This is a genomic window from Clostridium chrysemydis (genome assembly GCF_015234215.1).
In the GTDB taxonomy this organism is placed as follows: Bacteria; Bacillota; Clostridia; order Clostridiales; family Clostridiaceae; genus Clostridium; species Clostridium chrysemydis.
Map to the genome: position 1 here is coordinate 1,175,727 of NZ_JADEKP010000001.1, position 18,401 is coordinate 1,194,127.

Consider the following 18,401-nt stretch of genomic DNA (forward strand, 5'->3'; position numbering starts at 1 on the left):
CTAAACACCCCTCTTTTGTTTTAAGTATTCTTCTATAACTTCTCTTTCATCAAAATGTATTTTGCCTGTTTTTAAAACTTGGTATGTCTCATGTCCTTTACCTGCTATTACTATTACATCATCTTCTTTAGCTAAATCTATAGCTTTTCTTATAGCTTCTTTTCTATCTGTTATTTTTATATAGTTATCTTTTTTTATTCCTTTTATAACATCTTCTATAATAGTTTCAGGGTCTTCAGTTCTAGGGTTATCTGATGTTATTATTGCAAAATCTGAAAGGTTAGTTCCGATTTCACCCATTTGTGGTCTCTTTGTTTTATCTCTATCACCACCACAACCAAATAAAGCTATAAGCTTTCCTTCTGTAAACTCTTTAGCGGTTTCTAATATGTTTCTAAGTCCATCTGGAGTGTGTGCATAGTCTATTAGAATTTCAAAAGGTAAATTAAATTCTCTTGCGCATCTTTCACATCTTCCAGGAACATTTACATCTTTTAATCCTTTATTTATATCTTTTAAAGAAAAGTTTAATGAATGTAGAGCCCCTATAGCCCCTAAAGCATTTGCCACATTATACTCTCCTGGGATTGGAAGGCACATCTTTTCTTCTTCATTACCTATAGATACTTTAAATATAGTATCCATCTTTTCACTTAATTTATCTTTAATTTCTATATCTGCTTTTCCTTTTATTGAATATGTTTTGTACTCTTTATTTAATTTTTTTAAATCTTTAGTAACTCTAACTCCATATTCGTCATCAATATTTACTATACTAACTTTAGATCTTTCAAATAATTTAAATTTAGCTTTATAATAATTTTCAAATGTCTTATGAAAATCTAAATGATCTCTTGTAAGATTTGTAAAGATAGAAACTTCAAATTCTAGTCCATATACTCTATCTAATTCTAAAGAGTGAGATGAAACCTCCATAACACAATACTCTACTTTTGAATCTACCATTTCTTTAAATAATCCATGTAACTCAAGTGATTCTGGTGTAGTTCTTTCTGTTTGAATTTCTCTGTTTCCTATATAATTTGCAATCGTTCCAATTAAACCTACCTTAGAACCGTTCTCTTCTAATATTTTTTTAATCATAAATGCAGTAGTTGTTTTTCCATTTGTACCTGTAACACCTATAATTTTTAATTTGTCTTTTGGATTTCCATAAAACTTTGACCCTAAAACCGCAAGGCCTTTTCTAGTGTCTTCAAGTCTTATAACATTTACATCTTGTGAAATATTAATATCATCTTGAACTATTATTGTTTTTGCACCATTTTCTATAGCCTTATCTATAAATTTGTGCCCATCTACTTGAAATCCTTTTATGCATACAAAAACATCTGAATTCTTTACTTTCCTACTATCGTAGTTGATTTCATTTATATCTGAATCAATATTTCCTTTAATTATTTGATAATTTAAGTCTTCTAAAAGTTCTCTTAATTTCATCTAATCCTCTCCTTTAAAATAATATGCTACTAATTTAATTTAGATTACATATATTTAAAATAGCATGTAAGGAAGAACCCTACATGCTATATTTTTAATCTAATCTTTATAATCAGAATTTAATGTTAACTTTACGCTCGTTCCTTTGTTTACAAGCTCTCCACTTGGTATACTTTGTTCCTTTACATTTCCAACACCTTGGAATACAGGAGTTATACCTAAGTCTTTTAATAATTTAGTCGCTGATTCTGTAGAGTAACCTTTAAGGTCTGGCATAATTACAGCTTTACTATTTGGATCTGAACCTTCTGTGTATATATTAATTTTTGTTCCTTCTTTTACTGCATATCCTGGATAAGGCTTAACACTTTTAACTGTGTTTCCGTTACCTTCTATATTATAATCGATTTTTTCATCTTTTAAAACTTTTTTTGCTTCTTCTAGCTTCATATCACGAATTTCTGGAATTATAACATCCTTTTTAATCATACTATTGTTATCACTACTAAATGTATCCATATAATTGAAAATATCAGTAAATAATACCTTAGCTATAGGACTTGTTACAACTCCTGCATAGTATGCATTGTTGCTTGGTTCATCTATTGTTATCATAACTGTAACTTTAGGATCATCAACTGGCGCCATACCTACAAATGAAGATATATATTTTCCAGGTTGGTAAACACCATTTATAACTTTTTGTGCTGTACCTGTTTTACCACCTATATGATATCCTTCTATAAATGTTCCCTTAGCTGAACCTGCTGTAACAACTCTTTCTAAATCTTGTCTAAGTTCCTTAGTATTTTCTTTAGATGCAACTTCCTTCGTTTTAGGATTAAACTTTTCATCTGTAACTCTTACATCAGTATCGTCTTCATGTGAAATTTCTTTCATAACATGAGGCTGAATCCAAGTTCCACCGTTTGCTATGGCATTAAAAGCTGCCATATATTGAACTGAGTTTACAGTGTTTGTTTGTCCAAACGAAATAGTTGCAAGGTCTGTAATTGATATATTTTTAGGAGATTTTACTATACCTCTAGCTTCACCTGGTAAGTCTACTCCACTTAATTCCCCAAAACCAAACTTTTTAATATATTCATACAACTTGTCTTTACCTATCTTTTCTCCAAGTTCCATGAAACCTACGTTACATGAGTTTTGAATAATTTCTGGGAAAGTTAAAGTTCCATGACCTTCTGTTTTCCAGCATTTTATTTTTCTATTACCAAAAGTTAATGAACCATTACAAGTAAAGGTATCTGTTGGCTTAACTAATTTCTCTTCCATAGCTGCAATAGCTGTAAATACTTTAAATATTGAACCTGGCTCGAAAGTATCATTTACTAATCTATTTCTCCACATAGCTTGAACTTTATCAAAGTCAGTTTTCCCGCTAAAGGCCTCTGATCCTTTATAAGGATCATTTGGATCAAAGTCAGGTTTATTTGCCATAGCTAAAACTTCTCCAGTTTTAGGGTCCATAACTAGTACTGATGCAGCTTTTGCTTTATTATCTTTTAAAGCTTTTTCTGCTGCTTTTTCTGCAAAAAATTGCATCTTTTCATCTATAGTTAATGTAACATCTTTTCCGTTAACTGGTGGAGTATATTTAGATATTGTGTAAGGTAGGTCGTTGTTATGGTTATCAAGTTCTGCAATCTTCATTCCTGGAAGCCCTGATAATTCATCGTTATATTGAAGTTCAACCCCTGTTAACCCTTTTCCATCAATATTTGTAGTTCCTATTAAATGAGATGCAAAGTTGTTGTTTGGATAATATCTTTTAGTATCAGGAGATATTATTATACCTCTTATTCCTAAAGCCTTAACTTTATCTGCTTGCTCTTTTTCAATTCTTCTAACTAATGTAGCTGACCCAGCTGGAGCCCCACTTGGAAGAGTTGTTTTAAGCTTTTTTAAAACATCTTCATTTTTCATAGAAACAGCTTCTGCTATTTTAGGTGATATATCCTCTGGAGTTTTCCCTTCGTCTTTAAGTTGTTTTCTTATTGAATTTAAATCAAAGTCAACTCTATAAACATTTGCAGAAACTGCAAGTTCTACTCCATTTCTATCTAAAATACGACCTCTTCTTGCATCAATTTTAACTTCGCTTGTCCACTGTTCTTCTGCACCGGCTGCATACGCTTGCTTTTTAAATATCATAATATAAGATAGCCTAACTGCTAAAATCGAGAAAACAAAGAGTAAAACACAAAAGACTGCAATAAGCCTGTTTTTAGTAAGCATTTTATCTCTATATTTTTTATTTTTCACTTTAATTCCTCCATATTAATTGCTAAAAACATTAGGATGCAATTAATATTGCACCCATTTATAAACCTTTTATTTAATTTATTCCTTCTAAATAATTCTTAGATAAATCAACTGAAACTTTATCAGCTTTTTGAGATTCTATCATATTAAGCTTACCTTTTGCATTTTTTTCAATATTCTTAAGTGACGCATTTTTTAATAAGTCAACTTTTAAAGCTTCATTTTCAGCTTTAACGTGGCTTATCTCTGTATTGAATTTACCAAGTTCTGACTGTAATTTATAAACCTTTGTATCTCTCCATATAGTCATAACTCCTAAAACAAAAACTACTAGTGCAATTTGTAATAAAGCGTTTCTAGTATCTTTATTATTTTTATTAGCTTTTCTAACTATCTTTTTATTATTTTTACTTTTATTTCTCTCATTTGGAACATTAACTTGTCTTTGTGGCTTTAAGACAGTATTACCTTTTACATAACCTTGACCCTTTACTATCACTTTATTCACATCCCTCTTAATTTATAACACTTTTTTCTATCTATATCTTTTCTATAACCCTTAATTTTGCACTTCTACTTCTAGGGTTTACTTCTACTTCTTCTTTTGAAGGTTCTATAGCTTTTCTTTTTAAAAGCTTAACTGTTGGTGTTTTCCCACAATTACAAATAGGAAACTCTTTAGGACAAGTACAAGGATTAGCTAGTTCTCTAAATTTTAATTTAACAATCCTATCTTCTAAAGAGTGGAATGTAATTATAGCCATTCTACCACCTTTATTTAATTTGCTAACACCATCTTCAATAGTCTTATTTAAAATAGTTAATTCACTATTAACTTCTATTCTTATTGCTTGGAAAGTTCTTTTTGCAGGGTGTGGACCCTCACGTCTTGCTTTAGCTGGAATTGCATTTTTAATAACTTCAACTAATTCTAATGTTGTTTCTATAGGTTTTTCTTCTCTTCTTGTAACTATGAAGTTTGCTATTCTTTTTGCAAATTTTTCTTCCCCATAATCTCTTATTATTCTATAAATCTCTTCTTCTGAATATGTATTTACAACATCATAAGCTGACAGTGCATTTTCCCTGTTCATTCTCATATCTAAAGGTGCATCTTGCATATAACTAAATCCACGCTCTCCTTTATCTAATTGATATGATGATACTCCAAGGTCCATTAAAATACCGTCTACACCTTCTATATCTAATTCATCTAATATACTTTTTATATTATAAAAATTACTATGAACTAACTTTTTATTATCATAATCTTTTAATCTAAGACCTGCTGCATTTAATGCATCTGTATCTTGGTCTATTCCAATTAAAAGGCCTGATTTATCTAATCTTTTAATTATTTCAGATGAGTGTCCTGCACCACCTAAAGTGCAATCTACATAAATTCCATTTTCTTTTATATTTAGCCCTTCTAAACATTCATTTAAAAGTACTGACACGTGTTTAAATTCCATATCTTTTCTCCTTTATATTCCTAAATCGCTCATATTCTCAGCTATAGATTCAAAATCAACATCTGAGTTATTGTAATCATCCCACTTTTGTTTGCTCCAAATCTCTATCCTAGATAATACTCCAATACTTACAATTTCTTTTCCGATTTCGGCATATTCCTTTAAATTTTGTGGAATTAAACCTCTTCCTTGTTTATCTAATTCTATTTCAGCCGCTCCTGAAAAAAAGAATCTTACAAAGGCTCTAGCGTTTTTATTTGTAAGTGGTAGTGTTTTCATCTTCTCTTCTAGTTTTCGCCACTCTTCCATAGGGTATACATAAAGACAACCATCGAGACCTTTAGTTATTACAAATCTACCATTTAAACCATCTCGAAGCTTTGCAGGTACTATCATTCTGTTTTTATTATCTAACGCATGATTGTATTCTCCTATGAACATAACTTTTCCCCTTTATATACTTTACAGGTATTTCCCTCTACTTTCAACCACTTCTAACCACTTTCAACCACTTCTAATTATTAATATTCTATAAAAACTTTTATTTCCCTTTATTTTTTTTATATTTTTTAATATTTAATTTGACTTTTAAATTAACATTCTGTAAAATAGATAAAGTTATGGGAGTAGATAAGTTCTGGTGGACTTACCGGTCTTCAAAACCGTGTTGTGGTGCTAAGACCATCACGGGTAGGTTCGATTCCTACGTATTCCCGCCAAACTAAAAAAGATGTGGCATAACTTCCACATCTTTTTTTCTTATAATATTACAAAAAAATAAAAAGTGGGGATTTTCCCCACTTTTTTATTTTATACGTTAAATCTGAAGTTAACAACGTCTCCATCTTTCATTACGTATTCTTTACCTTCAAGTCTGTATACACCTTTTTCTTTAGCAGAGGCTTCTGAACCTGCTTCTATTAAATCATCGTATCCTACAACTTCTGCTCTTATAAATCCTCTTTCTATATCTGAGTGGATTTTCCCAGCAGCTTGAGGTGCTTTAGTTCCTTCTTTAATAGTCCAAGCTCTTACTTCTTGAACACCAGCTGTTAAATAACTAATAAGTCCTAATAATTTATAACTAGCTCTTACTAATTGATCAAGTCCTGATTCAGTTAATCCGTATTCGCTAAGCATTTCTTCTTTTTCTTCATCTTCAAGCCCTGAAAGTTCTTCTTCAAGTTTTGCACTTACTATTACAGTTCCTGAATTTTCAGAATTTGCAAACTCTTGAACTTTTTTAACATATTCATTTTCAAGGTTTCCACTCATCATATCATCTTCTGATATATTACAAGCATATAAAACTGGCTTTGAAGTGATTAAGAATAAGCTTTTAACAAATTCCATTTCATCTTCTGTGCAATCTAAAGTTCTTGCAGGTTTGTTATCTTCTAAGTGAGCTTTTAATTTTAACATTATCTCTTGCTCAACTTTAGCATTCTTATCGTTTGATCTTGCTTGCTTTGCGTTTTTTTCAATTCTTCTTTCTAAAACGTCTAAATCTGAAAAGATAAGTTCTAAGTTTATTGTTTCAATATCTCTTATTGGATCTACTGAACCTTCAACGTGAACTACGTTTCCATCATCGAAACATCTAACAACGTGAACGATTGATTCAACTTCTCTTATATGTGATAAGAATTTATTTCCAAGACCTTCTCCTTTTGAAGCTCCTTTTACAAGTCCAGCTATATCATAAAACTCTATTGCAGTATATACTTTTTTCTTTGTTCCGTACATTTTTTCTAAAACATCTAGTCTTTTATCTGGAACACTAACAACTCCAACATTTGGTTCTATAGTACAGAATGGATAGTTAGCTGATTCTGCTCCAGCTTTAGTTATTGCATTAAATAAAGTACTTTTACCTACATTAGGTAAACCAACGATTCCTAACTTCATCTATGTACATTCCTTTCTTTTCTTAAACTACCTATAAATTATACTCTAGACACCTTTTTATTTCAACAATATATAAGTAATCTTTCTCTCCTTTATAAAAAATTTACCACGTTTAATTATTTCTCTTTAGTTTGATACTACTTATATATGAATAAATACATATTTTAAGGAGGAAATAAAATGAAAAGTATAAAAAAGTTTCTCTTATGTCTAATTGCTTCTTTTTTTATAGTTTCAACAATTTCTTATGCAATATCAGAAAATGAGGAACTAAACTGGTACATAGTAAATAGAAGCAATAAAGAAACTCCTGAAATACAAAAAGGAGTCTTAGAAAACTTAAAAAATACAAAAAGCTTCTTTATAGGAGATTCATTTAAAAAAGATTTATTTTTAACTTTTGACTTAGGGTATGAAAACGGAAATACAGTTAAGATATTAGATACTTTAAAAGAAAAGAAAGTAAAAGCTGCTTTTTTCGTTGTTAAAAGTTATATCCTTCAAAATAAAGACATAATAAACAGAATGGTAAATGAGGGACATTTAGTTTGCAATCATTCTGTCAATCACAAGTCAATGGCTGGAATTTTAAATGAAGCTTCTTTTAATAAAGAGTTTTTAGATACCGAAATAGCATTTAAAGAAGTAACAGGAAAAGAGATGCCAAAATATTTTAGACCTCCTATGGGAAAATACTCTTTCAATTCTTTAATAAAAACTAAAAACCTAGGTTATAAAACAATCTTTTGGAGCTTTGCCTATAAAGACTGGCTTGTAGATGCTCAGCCAAACCCAGAAGCTTCATTAAAAAAGATAAAGGCTTCTATGCATAACGGTTGTATTCTGCTTTTACATGCAGTATCTACAACAAACTCTGAGATTTTAAGCACTTTAATAGAAGACCTTACAAATGATGGATATTCATTTAAATCACTAGATGAATTGCCACAAACTATGGTGCTTACAGGCGATGATAAACTTCAAAACACATTTGATTTTTTTAGAATATTCAAATAAAAAAAGACCAGGAAACTGGTCTTTTTACATATTTTCATCTACTATCATTAATATTTCACTTTTTAATCTTAAAGACTTCATATTTGAATCTTCTAATTCTTCATCTATATCTTTATAAAATTCTTCACCCTTTAGTGAATTAAGATTAATTTTAACATTAATTATTGCACTTTCTATAGCTGCGTGTAACAAAATTGCACTTACTCCAGCATCAGACACTAACATCTTATTTCCATACTTTGCTGCAAAAAGTATATTATCATAAAATTTTATGCATGCTCTTAAAAGATTTAGTGGAGCTTTCATAGCACCATTTGTCTTTTCTTTTATATCTTTTTTTCTGTAATCTTTTTCTTCTTCTGTTTCTTTAGGAAGCTTGTAGCTCTCCATAAGTTCATTAAAGCATTTTCTGTCTTCTTCCATCATAACTATAGTTAATTTAGTAAATTCACTGCATTCTTCTGCAAATTTAATTAAGCACTCTCTTTTATCAGAATCTAAATTATCGAAAGCTTTCTTTCCAACTGTTAGTGAGTATACCATACTATTTAAACAACCTGAAAGTGCTGCAACTAAAGCCGCTGTACTCCCCCCACCTGGTGATGGTGAATCTGAGCTTAAGTCCTCAATAAATTCTTGTATCTTATAATCTTTAAAAAGCATATTTTACCTCCGAAGTTTTTTTTAATTATATCATAAAATTAAGGCACTACAAGAAGTAGTACCTTAATTTTAGCTTAAATATGGATTTTTAAACTTATTTAAAAACACATAGTCTTTTTTGTCTTTTTCTTTGTTATGTTCTTTTTCTTCTGCTGCAATACCAACTGGTGTCATAGCTACTACTTTAAACTTTTCTGGAATTTCTAAAGTCTTTTTAACTAAAGCCTCATCTAAAGCCCCAATCCACATAGTGCCATAACCTTCTGCTGTAGCTGCTAATACGAAATGTTCCATAGCAATACCGCAATCAACTAAATAATATTCTTTTTCTAAAACTTCACCTGAAAGATTAGGTTCTGCAATAAATACAGCGACTAAAGGTGCTTCAAAAACCGAAGTTTTTGCCTTACCGTCTTTGTTTATAATAGCATCTCCTAAGCTTTCTTTTGTGTTTTTATCATCTACTAATATAATTTTAAAAGAAGTTTTGTTTTTCCAAGATGGAGCCCTCATTGCACTTTGAATCATATTATCAATACTGCCTTTTAAAACTTCATCGCTTTTATACTTTGAAATACTTCTTCTTTTTTTGATTACATCAAAAAATTCCATAATATCACTCCTAACTATTTTACTAGTATTTAGGATGTGTATTTTTAAAAGAAATTATTTATCTTCTCTTTTTTTTATAATTCTATCTAACTTTAAAACTATTTCATCTTCTTTATCTAATTTTTTAGCAAGTTCTAAATGAAGCTTTGCATTATTTAAATCATCAAGATTTAAGTAGCACATTATGATATTTGTGCAAATTTCAACATCTTTAGACGCTTCAAATGCTTTTTTAAAGTATTTTATAGCCTCTTCATACATACCTAGACATGCATAGTTTATACCTATTTCATTTACTACTTCTAATATTCCACTTTCTACATTTAAGCTTTCAAGTAGATATTCTATTGCTTTTTCATTATTTCCAATCTTTCTATAACCAATGGCTATATAATAATAAATTAAAGGGTTTTCTTTAAAGTTATCTAAAAGACCAAGTAAAGTTCCTATAGATTTTTCAGTATCTTTATCTAAACCTTCTATTGCCTCTTCGTAAGCTGTTACGTTTTCTATATCTTTCATTAAAAGTTCAAGTTCAGGAGTTTGCTCTCCTCCTCTTCTTAAATATTCTCCGATTTCAACCTTGCAAGCTGCAAAGTCACCTTTATCTTTTAAAATCACACCTTTATAAAGGTATGGTTCTTTCATTTTGTTAAATAAATTTTTAGCTAAATCTATATCTTCTAATAAAAGATCTTCAAAACCACTATCTTTTTCTCTTAATGATATTCCGATTAATAAAAGCTTTTTCATATATTCTTCATCATCTTCAAAAGCTCTTTCTAATCCTTTAAGTAAAAGATATGCGTCTTCTAATCTATCTTCTTTTACTCTAGTTGCAACTAGAGATTTTGCTAATTCTTCAGCATCTGGAATCTGCATAAGTAACTTTTTGTAGTCATTTTTAAACTTAATATTTTCGTCAGCACCTAAAGAGATTAACATCCCTTCTATGAAATAATATACAGGAAGGTTATCAATTTTAACCTGATCTCCTATATTACTTGTTATATATTCTGAACTTATAGGTAAGTATAATGTTTCGCTTTCAAAAGTTATATATTCTGGGATTCCTACATTTTTCTTAAACCCTTCTTTATCAACCTCTAAAAATAATAACTTACTAAGTTTTTCTTTAAATAATGTTTTGTAATTCATAAATTTCACCACCTGTTAAAATAAAAATATTGCTACCATAAATTATGGTAGCAATAATTAAGAATAATATTAGTTTAACATACTTTCAACTAATTTCATTACATTTTCTTTAAATTTAGCTAAATCTTTTTTAGCACCTTCTATGCTATCACCTTTTATAGCAAGATATACTTTCATTTTAGGCTCAGTTCCTGAAGGTCTTACTACAAATGAAGATCCATTTTCTAATATGAATTTTAATACATTTGATTTTGGAAGTTTTATTTCTGAAACAGTTTCATCTAACATATTTTCTTCTTTGCTTAATTTGTAATCAAGCTTAGTTTTAACTTTTATTCCATCAATTTCTTTAATAGTTGCATTTCTTAAAGAATCTATGCATTTTGCTATTTTTTCTTGGCCTTCTTTACCTTTTAATTCTAGTGAAACTAAATCTTCTTTATAGAATCCAAACTTTTCATATAAAGCATTTAAGCCTTCTGCTAAGCTTAATCCTTTATTTTTATAATAAAGTGTCATTTCAGCAATTAACATACTTGCAATAACAGCATCCTTATCACGAACAAAGTCTCCAGCTAAATATCCATAACTTTCTTCAAATCCGAATAGATAAGTTTTATCTCCTGAATTTTTAAATTCATGAATCTTTTCACCTATATATTTAAATCCAGTTAATACATCCATTATTTCTATTCCATAATGGTTTGCTATCTCTCTTGCACCTTCAGTTGTAACTATAGTTTTTATAACTACTCCATTTTTAGGTAGCTTTCCATTTTCTTTAGCTGCACTTAATATATAATCAGTTAATAATAATCCTGTTTGGTTTCCTGTTAATACTTTAAATTCACCATCAGAATCCTTAACAACAACACCGATTCTATCACAATCTGGATCTGTTCCAAATATTACATCAGCACCATCTTTTTTAGCCATTTCTAAAGCTAAGCTAAATACTCTAGGGTCTTCTGGGTTTGGATATGGAGCCGTTGGGAATTCCCCGTTTGGTGCTTCTTGTTCTTTAACTACAGAAACATTTTCATATCCTAATTCTTTTAATACTCTTCTAACTGGCATATTACCAGAACCATGAATTGGAGTATATATTATTTTAAGGTCTTTTGCTTTATCTTTTACTAAAGATTCATTTATAGTTAAACCTTTAACTTTTTCTATATATTTAAAGTCTATATCTTCTCCAATATAAACTAATAATCCTTTTTCTTTAGCTTCTTCTTCTGATATAGTTTTTATAGCCCCAAAATCTGTAACATCGTTTACGCATGAAATAACTTTTCCTGCTTTATCGTCAGTTACTTGACCACCAAACTCATCATACACTTTATAACCGTTATATTGCTTTGGATTATGTGAAGCTGTAATTACTATTCCACCTTTACAATCAAGTTCTCTTGTTGCAAAAGATACCATAGGTGTAGGTCTTAAACCTTCAAATAAGTATACCTTTACTCCATTAGCTGCTAACGTCAATGCTGATGCTAATGCAAACTCATCTGATTTATTTCTTGAATCATATCCGATTGCTACAGATGGTTTATCAAAGTTTTGATTTAAGTAATCTGCAAAACCTTGAGTTGCTTTTGAAACTGTATATATATTCATTCTATTAGTTCCAGCACCTATAATTCCTCTTAATCCACCTGTTCCGAAATCTAAGCCTTTGTAGAATCTATCTTCAATTTCCTTTTCGTCTTTAATTTCTCTTAACTCGTTTTTAGTTTCCTCATTTATTATCTCTGATGTTAGCCATTCATTATATTTATCCTTATAATTCATAAATTGACCTCCTTTAATACTGTACATGTTATATTATACATCACAAGGCAGAAATTACAAACATTATCTCTTTTCAAATTTCTATATAAAAAAATGCCATTCGTCACTTATTCTTAAACTTTTATTTTTTTAGACCTTAATTAACATAACCTAGTACTTTAAGTAAAATAAAAAAATTACTGTTAAACATTATTTTCTTTTTGGGTTAAATATCCTTAATTTAATATTCATTTTTAAAACTTATTCTAGTTTTAATTTCAGGCTTAAATCTACGTTAAAAAAGAAACCTATATCTATAGATTTCTTTATTAAATGCTTTAATTTGTTTCTTCTTTTTTAGCTTCTTTAGCTTCTTCAAAGTCTTCAGTATCTAACTTTTGTTCGTAAGAAACTGATGCTATTATAGAATCTAAGTCATCAACTATAGAAAGTTCATTTGAAGACTCTATATCGTATGCTCTATATACAGAACCTCCAATCCCTTTAGAAACATCAACTGTTACTGACTTTGGCATATTTAAAGGATCACACTCAATTTTAATAGCTGCCCTTTCTTTTTGAAGTACAGATCCATTTTTAGAAAGGTATCCTTCACCTTCAAAGTTTATTGGAATTTCGGCTGTTATCATCTCACCTTTTTCTATTTCTTCTAAATCAATATGAACTATTTTATGATTAACAGGTTCTCTTTGAACCTCTTTAATATGAACATTTTTGTTTTTACCATCTATATTTAAAGATAGAACTCCATGTTCCCCGCAGTTTGAGATTTCTTTAGAAATTTCTAGTTCTCCTACTTCAAAAAGCATATTACCTATCTCTTTTCCATAAATAACGCCAGGCACAACCCCATTATTTCTTAGTCTTCTTGCAGAGTGTCCTTTGCCTAGTACTCTTTCTTTAACTTTTAAATTACTCAAATCAATTCCTCCTTATATCCTTTAAACAATTCTTTTTTAATTATTCCTCTTTTGAACTTTTTTATACATTACCCCATATTTTTATTTTTTTTACACATATCTGTAATAATTTAGTTGTAAAATAAATTTAAAGAGGTGATAAATTTGAATAATTTTGAATGTAAATTATCAAGAAAAAATAATATGGTCAGGATTAATTTTAACCAAACAGTCTCAAAAGGAAGTATATTTTATAAAGACTTTAAAGATGATACTTATAAAAAGCTTTTTAATTTTGTAAATAAGGATTTTGTAGAGTTTAAAGATCCTAAGCCTGAAAATAGAACATTTTATAAAATAACTACCCCCTCTTCCCAATTTGAAATTGCAGAAAGGGTTCTTCCTTTAAAAAATTTCTATAATTTTAGAGATATCGGCGGATATAAAACAAAAGACGGTAGAAGAGTAAAATATGGTATTTTCTATAGATCAGAAGATTTACATAACTTAAAAGGAGAAGATTTAGATTATTTTAAAACTTTAGATATTAAAACTATATTTGATTACAGATCTTCTGATGAAGTTAAATCCAATCCAGATATTTTACTTAGCGGAATTAAATATTATAACCTATCTGGAATTCAAACTTTAAATAATAATTTGGATATGTTTACTTCTATTAAAAACGCCATTAAAAATAATAAATTAGATTCTGTAGTAGATTATTTGATAGATGGCTATAAAAGCATGCCCCTTAATAATAAGGCTTATAAAACTCTTATAGAATCTATTAAACTTAAAGACAATACTCCTCTTCTTCAACACTGCACAGCTGGGAAAGATAGGACAGGCTTTGGTTCAGCTTTAATTCTTCTTTTACTTGGGGTAGATATGAAAGATGTTATCAGTGATTACTTATTAACTAATGATTGCACTAAAAATCACTTAAAAGTTTTAGAAGAAAAGTATGACCCTAAAAGTTTTAATTTAAATTTAACTAAAGATCAAATGAAAGAAATAAAAGGCTTACTCGGAGTAAAGAAAGAATTTATTAAATCTAGCTTTGATATAATAATGAAAAAATATGGCTCTTTTGACTCTTACTTTAAAGAAGAGTTTTCTCTAACAAGTGAAGATATAGAAAATATAAAAAACCTTTATTTAGAATAAAATAAAAAATAGCTTAAGGAAAACCTTAAGCTATTTTTAAAATTTAAGTAATTCTGAAACCGTAACTACTCTATGAATATGAAGAACTAAATAGATTATTTCATCATCACTTACTCCGTAGTTAAATTCTTCTTTTATATATTTTCTAATATTAAGTGCACAATCATATTCTTTAGGGTATTTAATCATAATTATATCAATTAGCCCTTTAGAATCATTGTTTAGATATTTATTTACTATAACTCTTTTCGAAAAATATCTTAGATGGGTTAATAATCTATCGTAATTCATATCGTTTTTATTAAACTCTATATTAAATTCGCCTTTAATTATCATAAGAATTCCATCTATAATTCTTGTGCTTAAAATAGTTTCTCTTCTTTCTTCTTTAAAGTTTGCATTTACTATATGTAATGCAATAAAACCAGCCTCGTCTTCTTCTAATCTTACACCTAAAGTTTTTTCGATATATTTAAGCGCCCAAAGACCTATTTTATATTCTTTTAAATGAACTCTTTTAATCTCGTGAAGAAGTTCGTTTTTAATAGTAATTCCTTCACTGCATCTTTTAATAGCAAAAGATATATGGTCCGTTAATGCAATATAAATATGTTCATCAAGTTCTGAATCTAAAACTTTTTCAGTATATTCGATAATTTTAGAACTAGCTTCAAATACCTCTTCTTTTATAACAGCTGCAAGTTGTTGCACTTTATTTTGAAAATTAGGATTTTGAATGATGTAAGTTTTTTCTATTTTATCTTCATCAATTCCTTGACCTACCTTTTTTTTAAAAGCAATACCACAACCTGTTATAATCACTTCTTTTCTAGTCTTATCATCTATTGCTAAGACTACATTATTGTTGTATATCTTTTCAATAATCACTTATTACCACTCCACGAAACAAAATATAAAAACCAAATCAATTATAATAATATGACTTAGATTTAAGACAATATATTTTAGTTATTTCGTTAATAAATTTACCATACAACTTATTATCTGTCAATAAAGCAGTTTACACAAAGTTTACATCTAGTTCATTTTCTGATATTACTTTTATTCCATTTTCTTCGAGTAAATTAGCTGTTATTCCCTTTCCTTTTATCTTTTTTCCTGTAAAACTACCGTCATATATGTAATCACTTCCACAAGATGGACTTCCATCTTTTAAAATAGCTATCTTGCAATCTACTAGTTTTGCAAGTTTTAAGGCTTCTTTTGCCCCATTTACAAAGTTTTTTGTAACATCTTCTAAATCTTTATTTATAACTTTTTCTTCTTTTATTTCAGATGGAACTCTTGGAGTCTTAAGTCCCCCTAATTGCTCTGGGCAAACTGGAATTCCTCTCTTTTCTTTTAATATCTTAAGACACTTTTCATTTAAATTGTTTTTACCATTGTATTTACAATTACACCCACAAAGACATGCACTAATTAATATCATCAAATCACTCCCCTAATACATATCATTTATTAATCCTTCTTTATAGTCTTTCATAGTTTCAAAATTCATAGCACCTTTAACTATCTTCTTAACATACCCTTTTTCATCTATTAAGAAAGTTGTAGGTAATACACTTGCACCGTAGTTCATAGAAACTTCAGCTTCATCATCAAGTAGTGTATAAAGGTTTAAATTATTTTTTTCTAAAAATTCCTTTGCCTTTTTACTACTTTCTCCAACGTTTATTGTTACTATTTCAAAATCTTTATCATTTTTACTTTCGTCTTGAAGCTTTTGTAAATCTGGCATTTCAGATTTACAAGGAACACACCAAGATGCCCAAAAGTTTAGCATAATATTTTTACCCTTAAAACTTTCTAATGAAACTGTTTTCCCATTAATATCTTTTAATTCAAAATCTTTAGCTAAATAGTTTTTTTCTTCTTCAAGTTTTCTTTGAATATCAAGAGGCGGCTTATTTTCATCTATAATTTGCGTCTTTTCTTTATTTTTATCCTCTTTACTCTTATTTAGCATTCCGTAAGCTCCTGCACCTACAGCTATTATTATAAATGCAATTATTATCTTTTTCATAATTTTTCTGTCCTCCTAAGAAATTAAGCCTATAAATATAACTAATTTATTAGTCATAATAAGCACTCCAACTAAAATCATTATAACACCAGATATAATTTTAATATATTTCATAAAAGAATATAATCTTCCTTTATATGAATTAAACTTATCTATAAGCATTCCTGTTATTACAAATGGCACTCCAAGACCTAATGAGTAAAAAGCAAGCATTAATATACCATTTATACCGCTTTCACTAGTTGATGTATATAATAAAATACTTCCAAGAATCGGACCAATACAAGGAGTCCACCCTGTAGCAAAAGCCATCCCCATAAGAAAAGGCTTAGCACCATTTACTTTATGCATAAACCTTTTCTCTTTATAGAAGCTTTTGAATTTAATTATATCTAAAGTATGTAAACCAAAAATTATAATTAACCCCCCCGAAACTATTTTAAGTATTCTTATGTTTTCATTAAATAGCTTTCCTAAAAAACTAAAAGATGCACCCATAATTATAAATATTAAAGTAAACCCTAAAATAAATATTAATGATTTTTTTAATATAACGTCTCGGCCCTTTTCACCATTTGATAGAATATTTACGTAAGCTGGTATTAAAGGTAATACACAAGGTGAAATAAATGAAGCAATTCCTGCTAAAAATGCAACAAAAATATTTATTTCATTCAAAAGTTAAAACACCTCCTTTATAAAAAATAATTTATTTTGATTATAGTACAATTATTTTTTATTATCTATTAGCTTTATGAAGTATTTATTAAGATATTAATCTTTTATTAAAATATAGAAAAAAAATAGATATCTAATAATGCTTAAAGCATTAAAGATATCTATTTTTATAAATTAATAAGTTTTTTCAACCCAGTTTATTTTATCTAAATATAATTCTACGTATTCATCACTCATCTTTGGATTTATTGTATCTTCATGAGAAATAGTTATAATTGACATTGCTATAGCATATTTAACTGTATCTGCCATAGATAATCCTGACATATATCCATATCCTACTCCAGCTACAAAAGAGTCTCCAGCACCTGTAGTATTTTTAACTACTGCGTTTGTTGCTTTTATCTTTCCTGATTCTTTTCCATTTGTGTAGTATATGCCTTCTTCATCTAAACTAATAAATACATTAGTAATTCCAAGGCTTAAGAAATATTCTCCAGCTTTCTTTAAATCTTCGTCTGTTTCTATTTTAAATCCACACATTATTTCTGCTTCTATTCTGTTAGGTTTAATTGTGTGGAAATATTTTGCTAAATGCTTTATCTTTTCAGCTTTAGCTGCTGAAACAGGATCTAGTATAAATTTAGTCTGTCCCTCATAAGTTTTTAGTATGTACTCTAGGATTTCTGCATCATCTGCATCTAAAATTGTATACTCTGCATTTTTTATAGCATCTTTTTTTGAATCTACGAAATCTCTATCCATTTCGTCTAAGCATTCCATATCTACTACTGCTGAAACCATCTCACCTGTGTGGTCTAGTATAGCCATATAAGTTGGAGTGCATCCACCTTCTAGGATAAGAGAATCTTCCATATCATACCCTATCATTTTTGAATGCTCAAGAATATTTCTTCCATTTTTGTCATCTCCTATAATAGAGATGAATTTTGTATTAACACCAACCCTTGCAAGGTTTTCCGCTATGTTTCTACAAACGCCCCCTAATGATATTTTTATATTTCCAGGATTTGAGTCTTTTCCTTTGTAAGTGCTTCTACTAAATCCTAGTATATCTACTATTGATGCTCCCATTAATAGTACGTAAGAATCTTTATTAGTCATATTATCTCTCCTATTTCTATTTCCCAAATTGATAAAAAATATAACATAATTATAATTTAATGAAGGAAAAAAATAAACCCATTTTTCGATATTTTTTTGCAAAGTCTAGTG

General features: G+C 28.9%; 18 protein-coding genes and 1 tRNA gene. 3 read left to right on the forward strand and 16 right to left on the reverse strand.

Annotation, left to right across the window (positions count from 1 at the left end; translation table 11 throughout):
• From INR60_RS05950 to mraZ, 5 genes are all read right to left on the reverse strand, one after another.
• On the reverse strand, window positions 1–1,461 hold the full coding sequence (locus tag INR60_RS05950; RefSeq protein ID WP_194190562.1) for a UDP-N-acetylmuramoyl-L-alanyl-D-glutamate--2,6-diaminopimelate ligase: 1,461 nt from the start codon (window positions 1,459–1,461) through the stop codon (window positions 1–3).
• A gap of 99 nt (window positions 1,462–1,560) precedes the next feature.
• Window positions 1,561–3,747 carry a stage V sporulation protein D gene (locus INR60_RS05955; RefSeq protein WP_420797476.1) on the reverse strand — a complete coding sequence of 729 codons (2,187 nt, stop codon included), beginning with the start codon at window positions 3,745–3,747 and terminating at the stop codon, window positions 1,561–1,563.
• Window positions 3,748–3,820: 73 nt separating this feature from the next.
• Window positions 3,821–4,255, reverse strand: a complete 435-nt coding sequence (locus tag INR60_RS05960) for an FtsB/FtsL family cell division protein (protein WP_194190563.1) — start codon at window positions 4,253–4,255, stop codon at window positions 3,821–3,823.
• A 31-nt stretch (window positions 4,256–4,286) separates the two neighbouring features.
• A complete protein-coding gene (gene rsmH / locus INR60_RS05965; protein WP_194190564.1) occupies window positions 4,287–5,219 on the reverse strand; it encodes a 16S rRNA (cytosine(1402)-N(4))-methyltransferase RsmH in 933 nt (310 codons plus the stop codon).
• Between the two features lie 12 nt (window positions 5,220–5,231).
• On the reverse strand, window positions 5,232–5,660 hold the full coding sequence (gene mraZ, locus INR60_RS05970; protein ID WP_194190565.1) for a division/cell wall cluster transcriptional repressor MraZ: 429 nt from the start codon (window positions 5,658–5,660) through the stop codon (window positions 5,232–5,234).
• 181 nt (window positions 5,661–5,841) lie between these two features.
• Here mraZ and INR60_RS05975 point away from each other — a divergent pair.
• A tRNA-Sec gene (locus tag INR60_RS05975) sits at window positions 5,842–5,938 on the forward strand.
• Window positions 5,939–6,029: 91 nt separating this feature from the next.
• Here INR60_RS05975 and ychF read toward each other — a convergent pair.
• Window positions 6,030–7,127 (reverse strand): redox-regulated ATPase YchF, encoded by a 1,098-nt coding sequence (ychF, locus tag INR60_RS05980; RefSeq protein WP_194190566.1) that lies wholly within the window; start codon window positions 7,125–7,127, stop codon window positions 6,030–6,032.
• Window positions 7,128–7,307: 180 nt separating this feature from the next.
• Here ychF and pdaA point away from each other — a divergent pair, with 180 nt between their 5' ends.
• The gene (gene pdaA / locus INR60_RS05985; protein WP_194190567.1) at window positions 7,308–8,144 is read left to right on the forward strand and encodes a delta-lactam-biosynthetic de-N-acetylase; all 837 of its coding nucleotides are present in this window, start codon (window positions 7,308–7,310) and stop codon (window positions 8,142–8,144) included.
• A gap of 24 nt (window positions 8,145–8,168) precedes the next feature.
• On the opposite strand, the gene INR60_RS05990 is transcribed toward pdaA, so the two are convergent.
• From INR60_RS05990 to INR60_RS06010, 5 genes are all read right to left on the reverse strand, one after another.
• Window positions 8,169–8,807, reverse strand: coding sequence for a cyclodeaminase/cyclohydrolase family protein (locus INR60_RS05990; protein WP_194190568.1), 639 nt, complete (start codon window positions 8,805–8,807; stop codon window positions 8,169–8,171).
• 69 nt (window positions 8,808–8,876) lie between these two features.
• Window positions 8,877–9,419 carry a nitroreductase family protein gene (locus INR60_RS05995; protein ID WP_194190569.1) on the reverse strand — a complete coding sequence of 181 codons (543 nt, stop codon included), beginning with the start codon at window positions 9,417–9,419 and terminating at the stop codon, window positions 8,877–8,879.
• A gap of 54 nt (window positions 9,420–9,473) precedes the next feature.
• Window positions 9,474–10,577 carry a tetratricopeptide repeat protein gene (locus INR60_RS06000; protein ID WP_194190570.1) on the reverse strand — a complete coding sequence of 368 codons (1,104 nt, stop codon included), beginning with the start codon at window positions 10,575–10,577 and terminating at the stop codon, window positions 9,474–9,476.
• Between the two features lie 69 nt (window positions 10,578–10,646).
• Entirely contained in the window at window positions 10,647–12,374 is a 1,728-nt protein-coding gene (locus tag INR60_RS06005; protein WP_194190571.1) for a phospho-sugar mutase, read from the reverse strand.
• A gap of 317 nt (window positions 12,375–12,691) precedes the next feature.
• Window positions 12,692–13,294: a 50S ribosomal protein L25 gene (locus INR60_RS06010; protein ID WP_194190572.1), complete on the reverse strand. Its 603-nt coding sequence runs from the start codon at window positions 13,292–13,294 to the stop codon at window positions 12,692–12,694.
• A 144-nt stretch (window positions 13,295–13,438) separates the two neighbouring features.
• Between INR60_RS06010 and INR60_RS06015 the strand changes: the two genes are divergently transcribed.
• Window positions 13,439–14,443 (forward strand): tyrosine-protein phosphatase, encoded by a 1,005-nt coding sequence (locus INR60_RS06015; protein ID WP_194190573.1) that lies wholly within the window; start codon window positions 13,439–13,441, stop codon window positions 14,441–14,443.
• A gap of 36 nt (window positions 14,444–14,479) precedes the next feature.
• Here INR60_RS06015 and licT read toward each other — a convergent pair whose 3' ends face one another.
• The 5 genes from licT to INR60_RS06040 form a co-directional block, all read right to left on the reverse strand.
• Window positions 14,480–15,331, reverse strand: a complete 852-nt coding sequence (gene licT / locus INR60_RS06020) for a BglG family transcription antiterminator LicT (protein WP_194190574.1) — start codon at window positions 15,329–15,331, stop codon at window positions 14,480–14,482.
• Window positions 15,332–15,464: 133 nt separating this feature from the next.
• Entirely contained in the window at window positions 15,465–15,893 is a 429-nt protein-coding gene (locus INR60_RS06025; RefSeq protein WP_194190575.1) for a 2-thiouracil desulfurase family protein, read from the reverse strand.
• A gap of 12 nt (window positions 15,894–15,905) precedes the next feature.
• Window positions 15,906–16,487 (reverse strand): TlpA disulfide reductase family protein, encoded by a 582-nt coding sequence (locus INR60_RS06030; RefSeq protein ID WP_194190576.1) that lies wholly within the window; start codon window positions 16,485–16,487, stop codon window positions 15,906–15,908.
• 15 nt (window positions 16,488–16,502) lie between these two features.
• Window positions 16,503–17,165: a cytochrome c biogenesis CcdA family protein gene (locus INR60_RS06035; protein ID WP_194190577.1), complete on the reverse strand. Its 663-nt coding sequence runs from the start codon at window positions 17,163–17,165 to the stop codon at window positions 16,503–16,505.
• 174 nt (window positions 17,166–17,339) lie between these two features.
• Window positions 17,340–18,290 carry a carbohydrate kinase family protein gene (locus tag INR60_RS06040; RefSeq protein ID WP_194190578.1) on the reverse strand — a complete coding sequence of 317 codons (951 nt, stop codon included), beginning with the start codon at window positions 18,288–18,290 and terminating at the stop codon, window positions 17,340–17,342.
• Window positions 18,291–18,401: the final 111 nt, after the last annotated feature.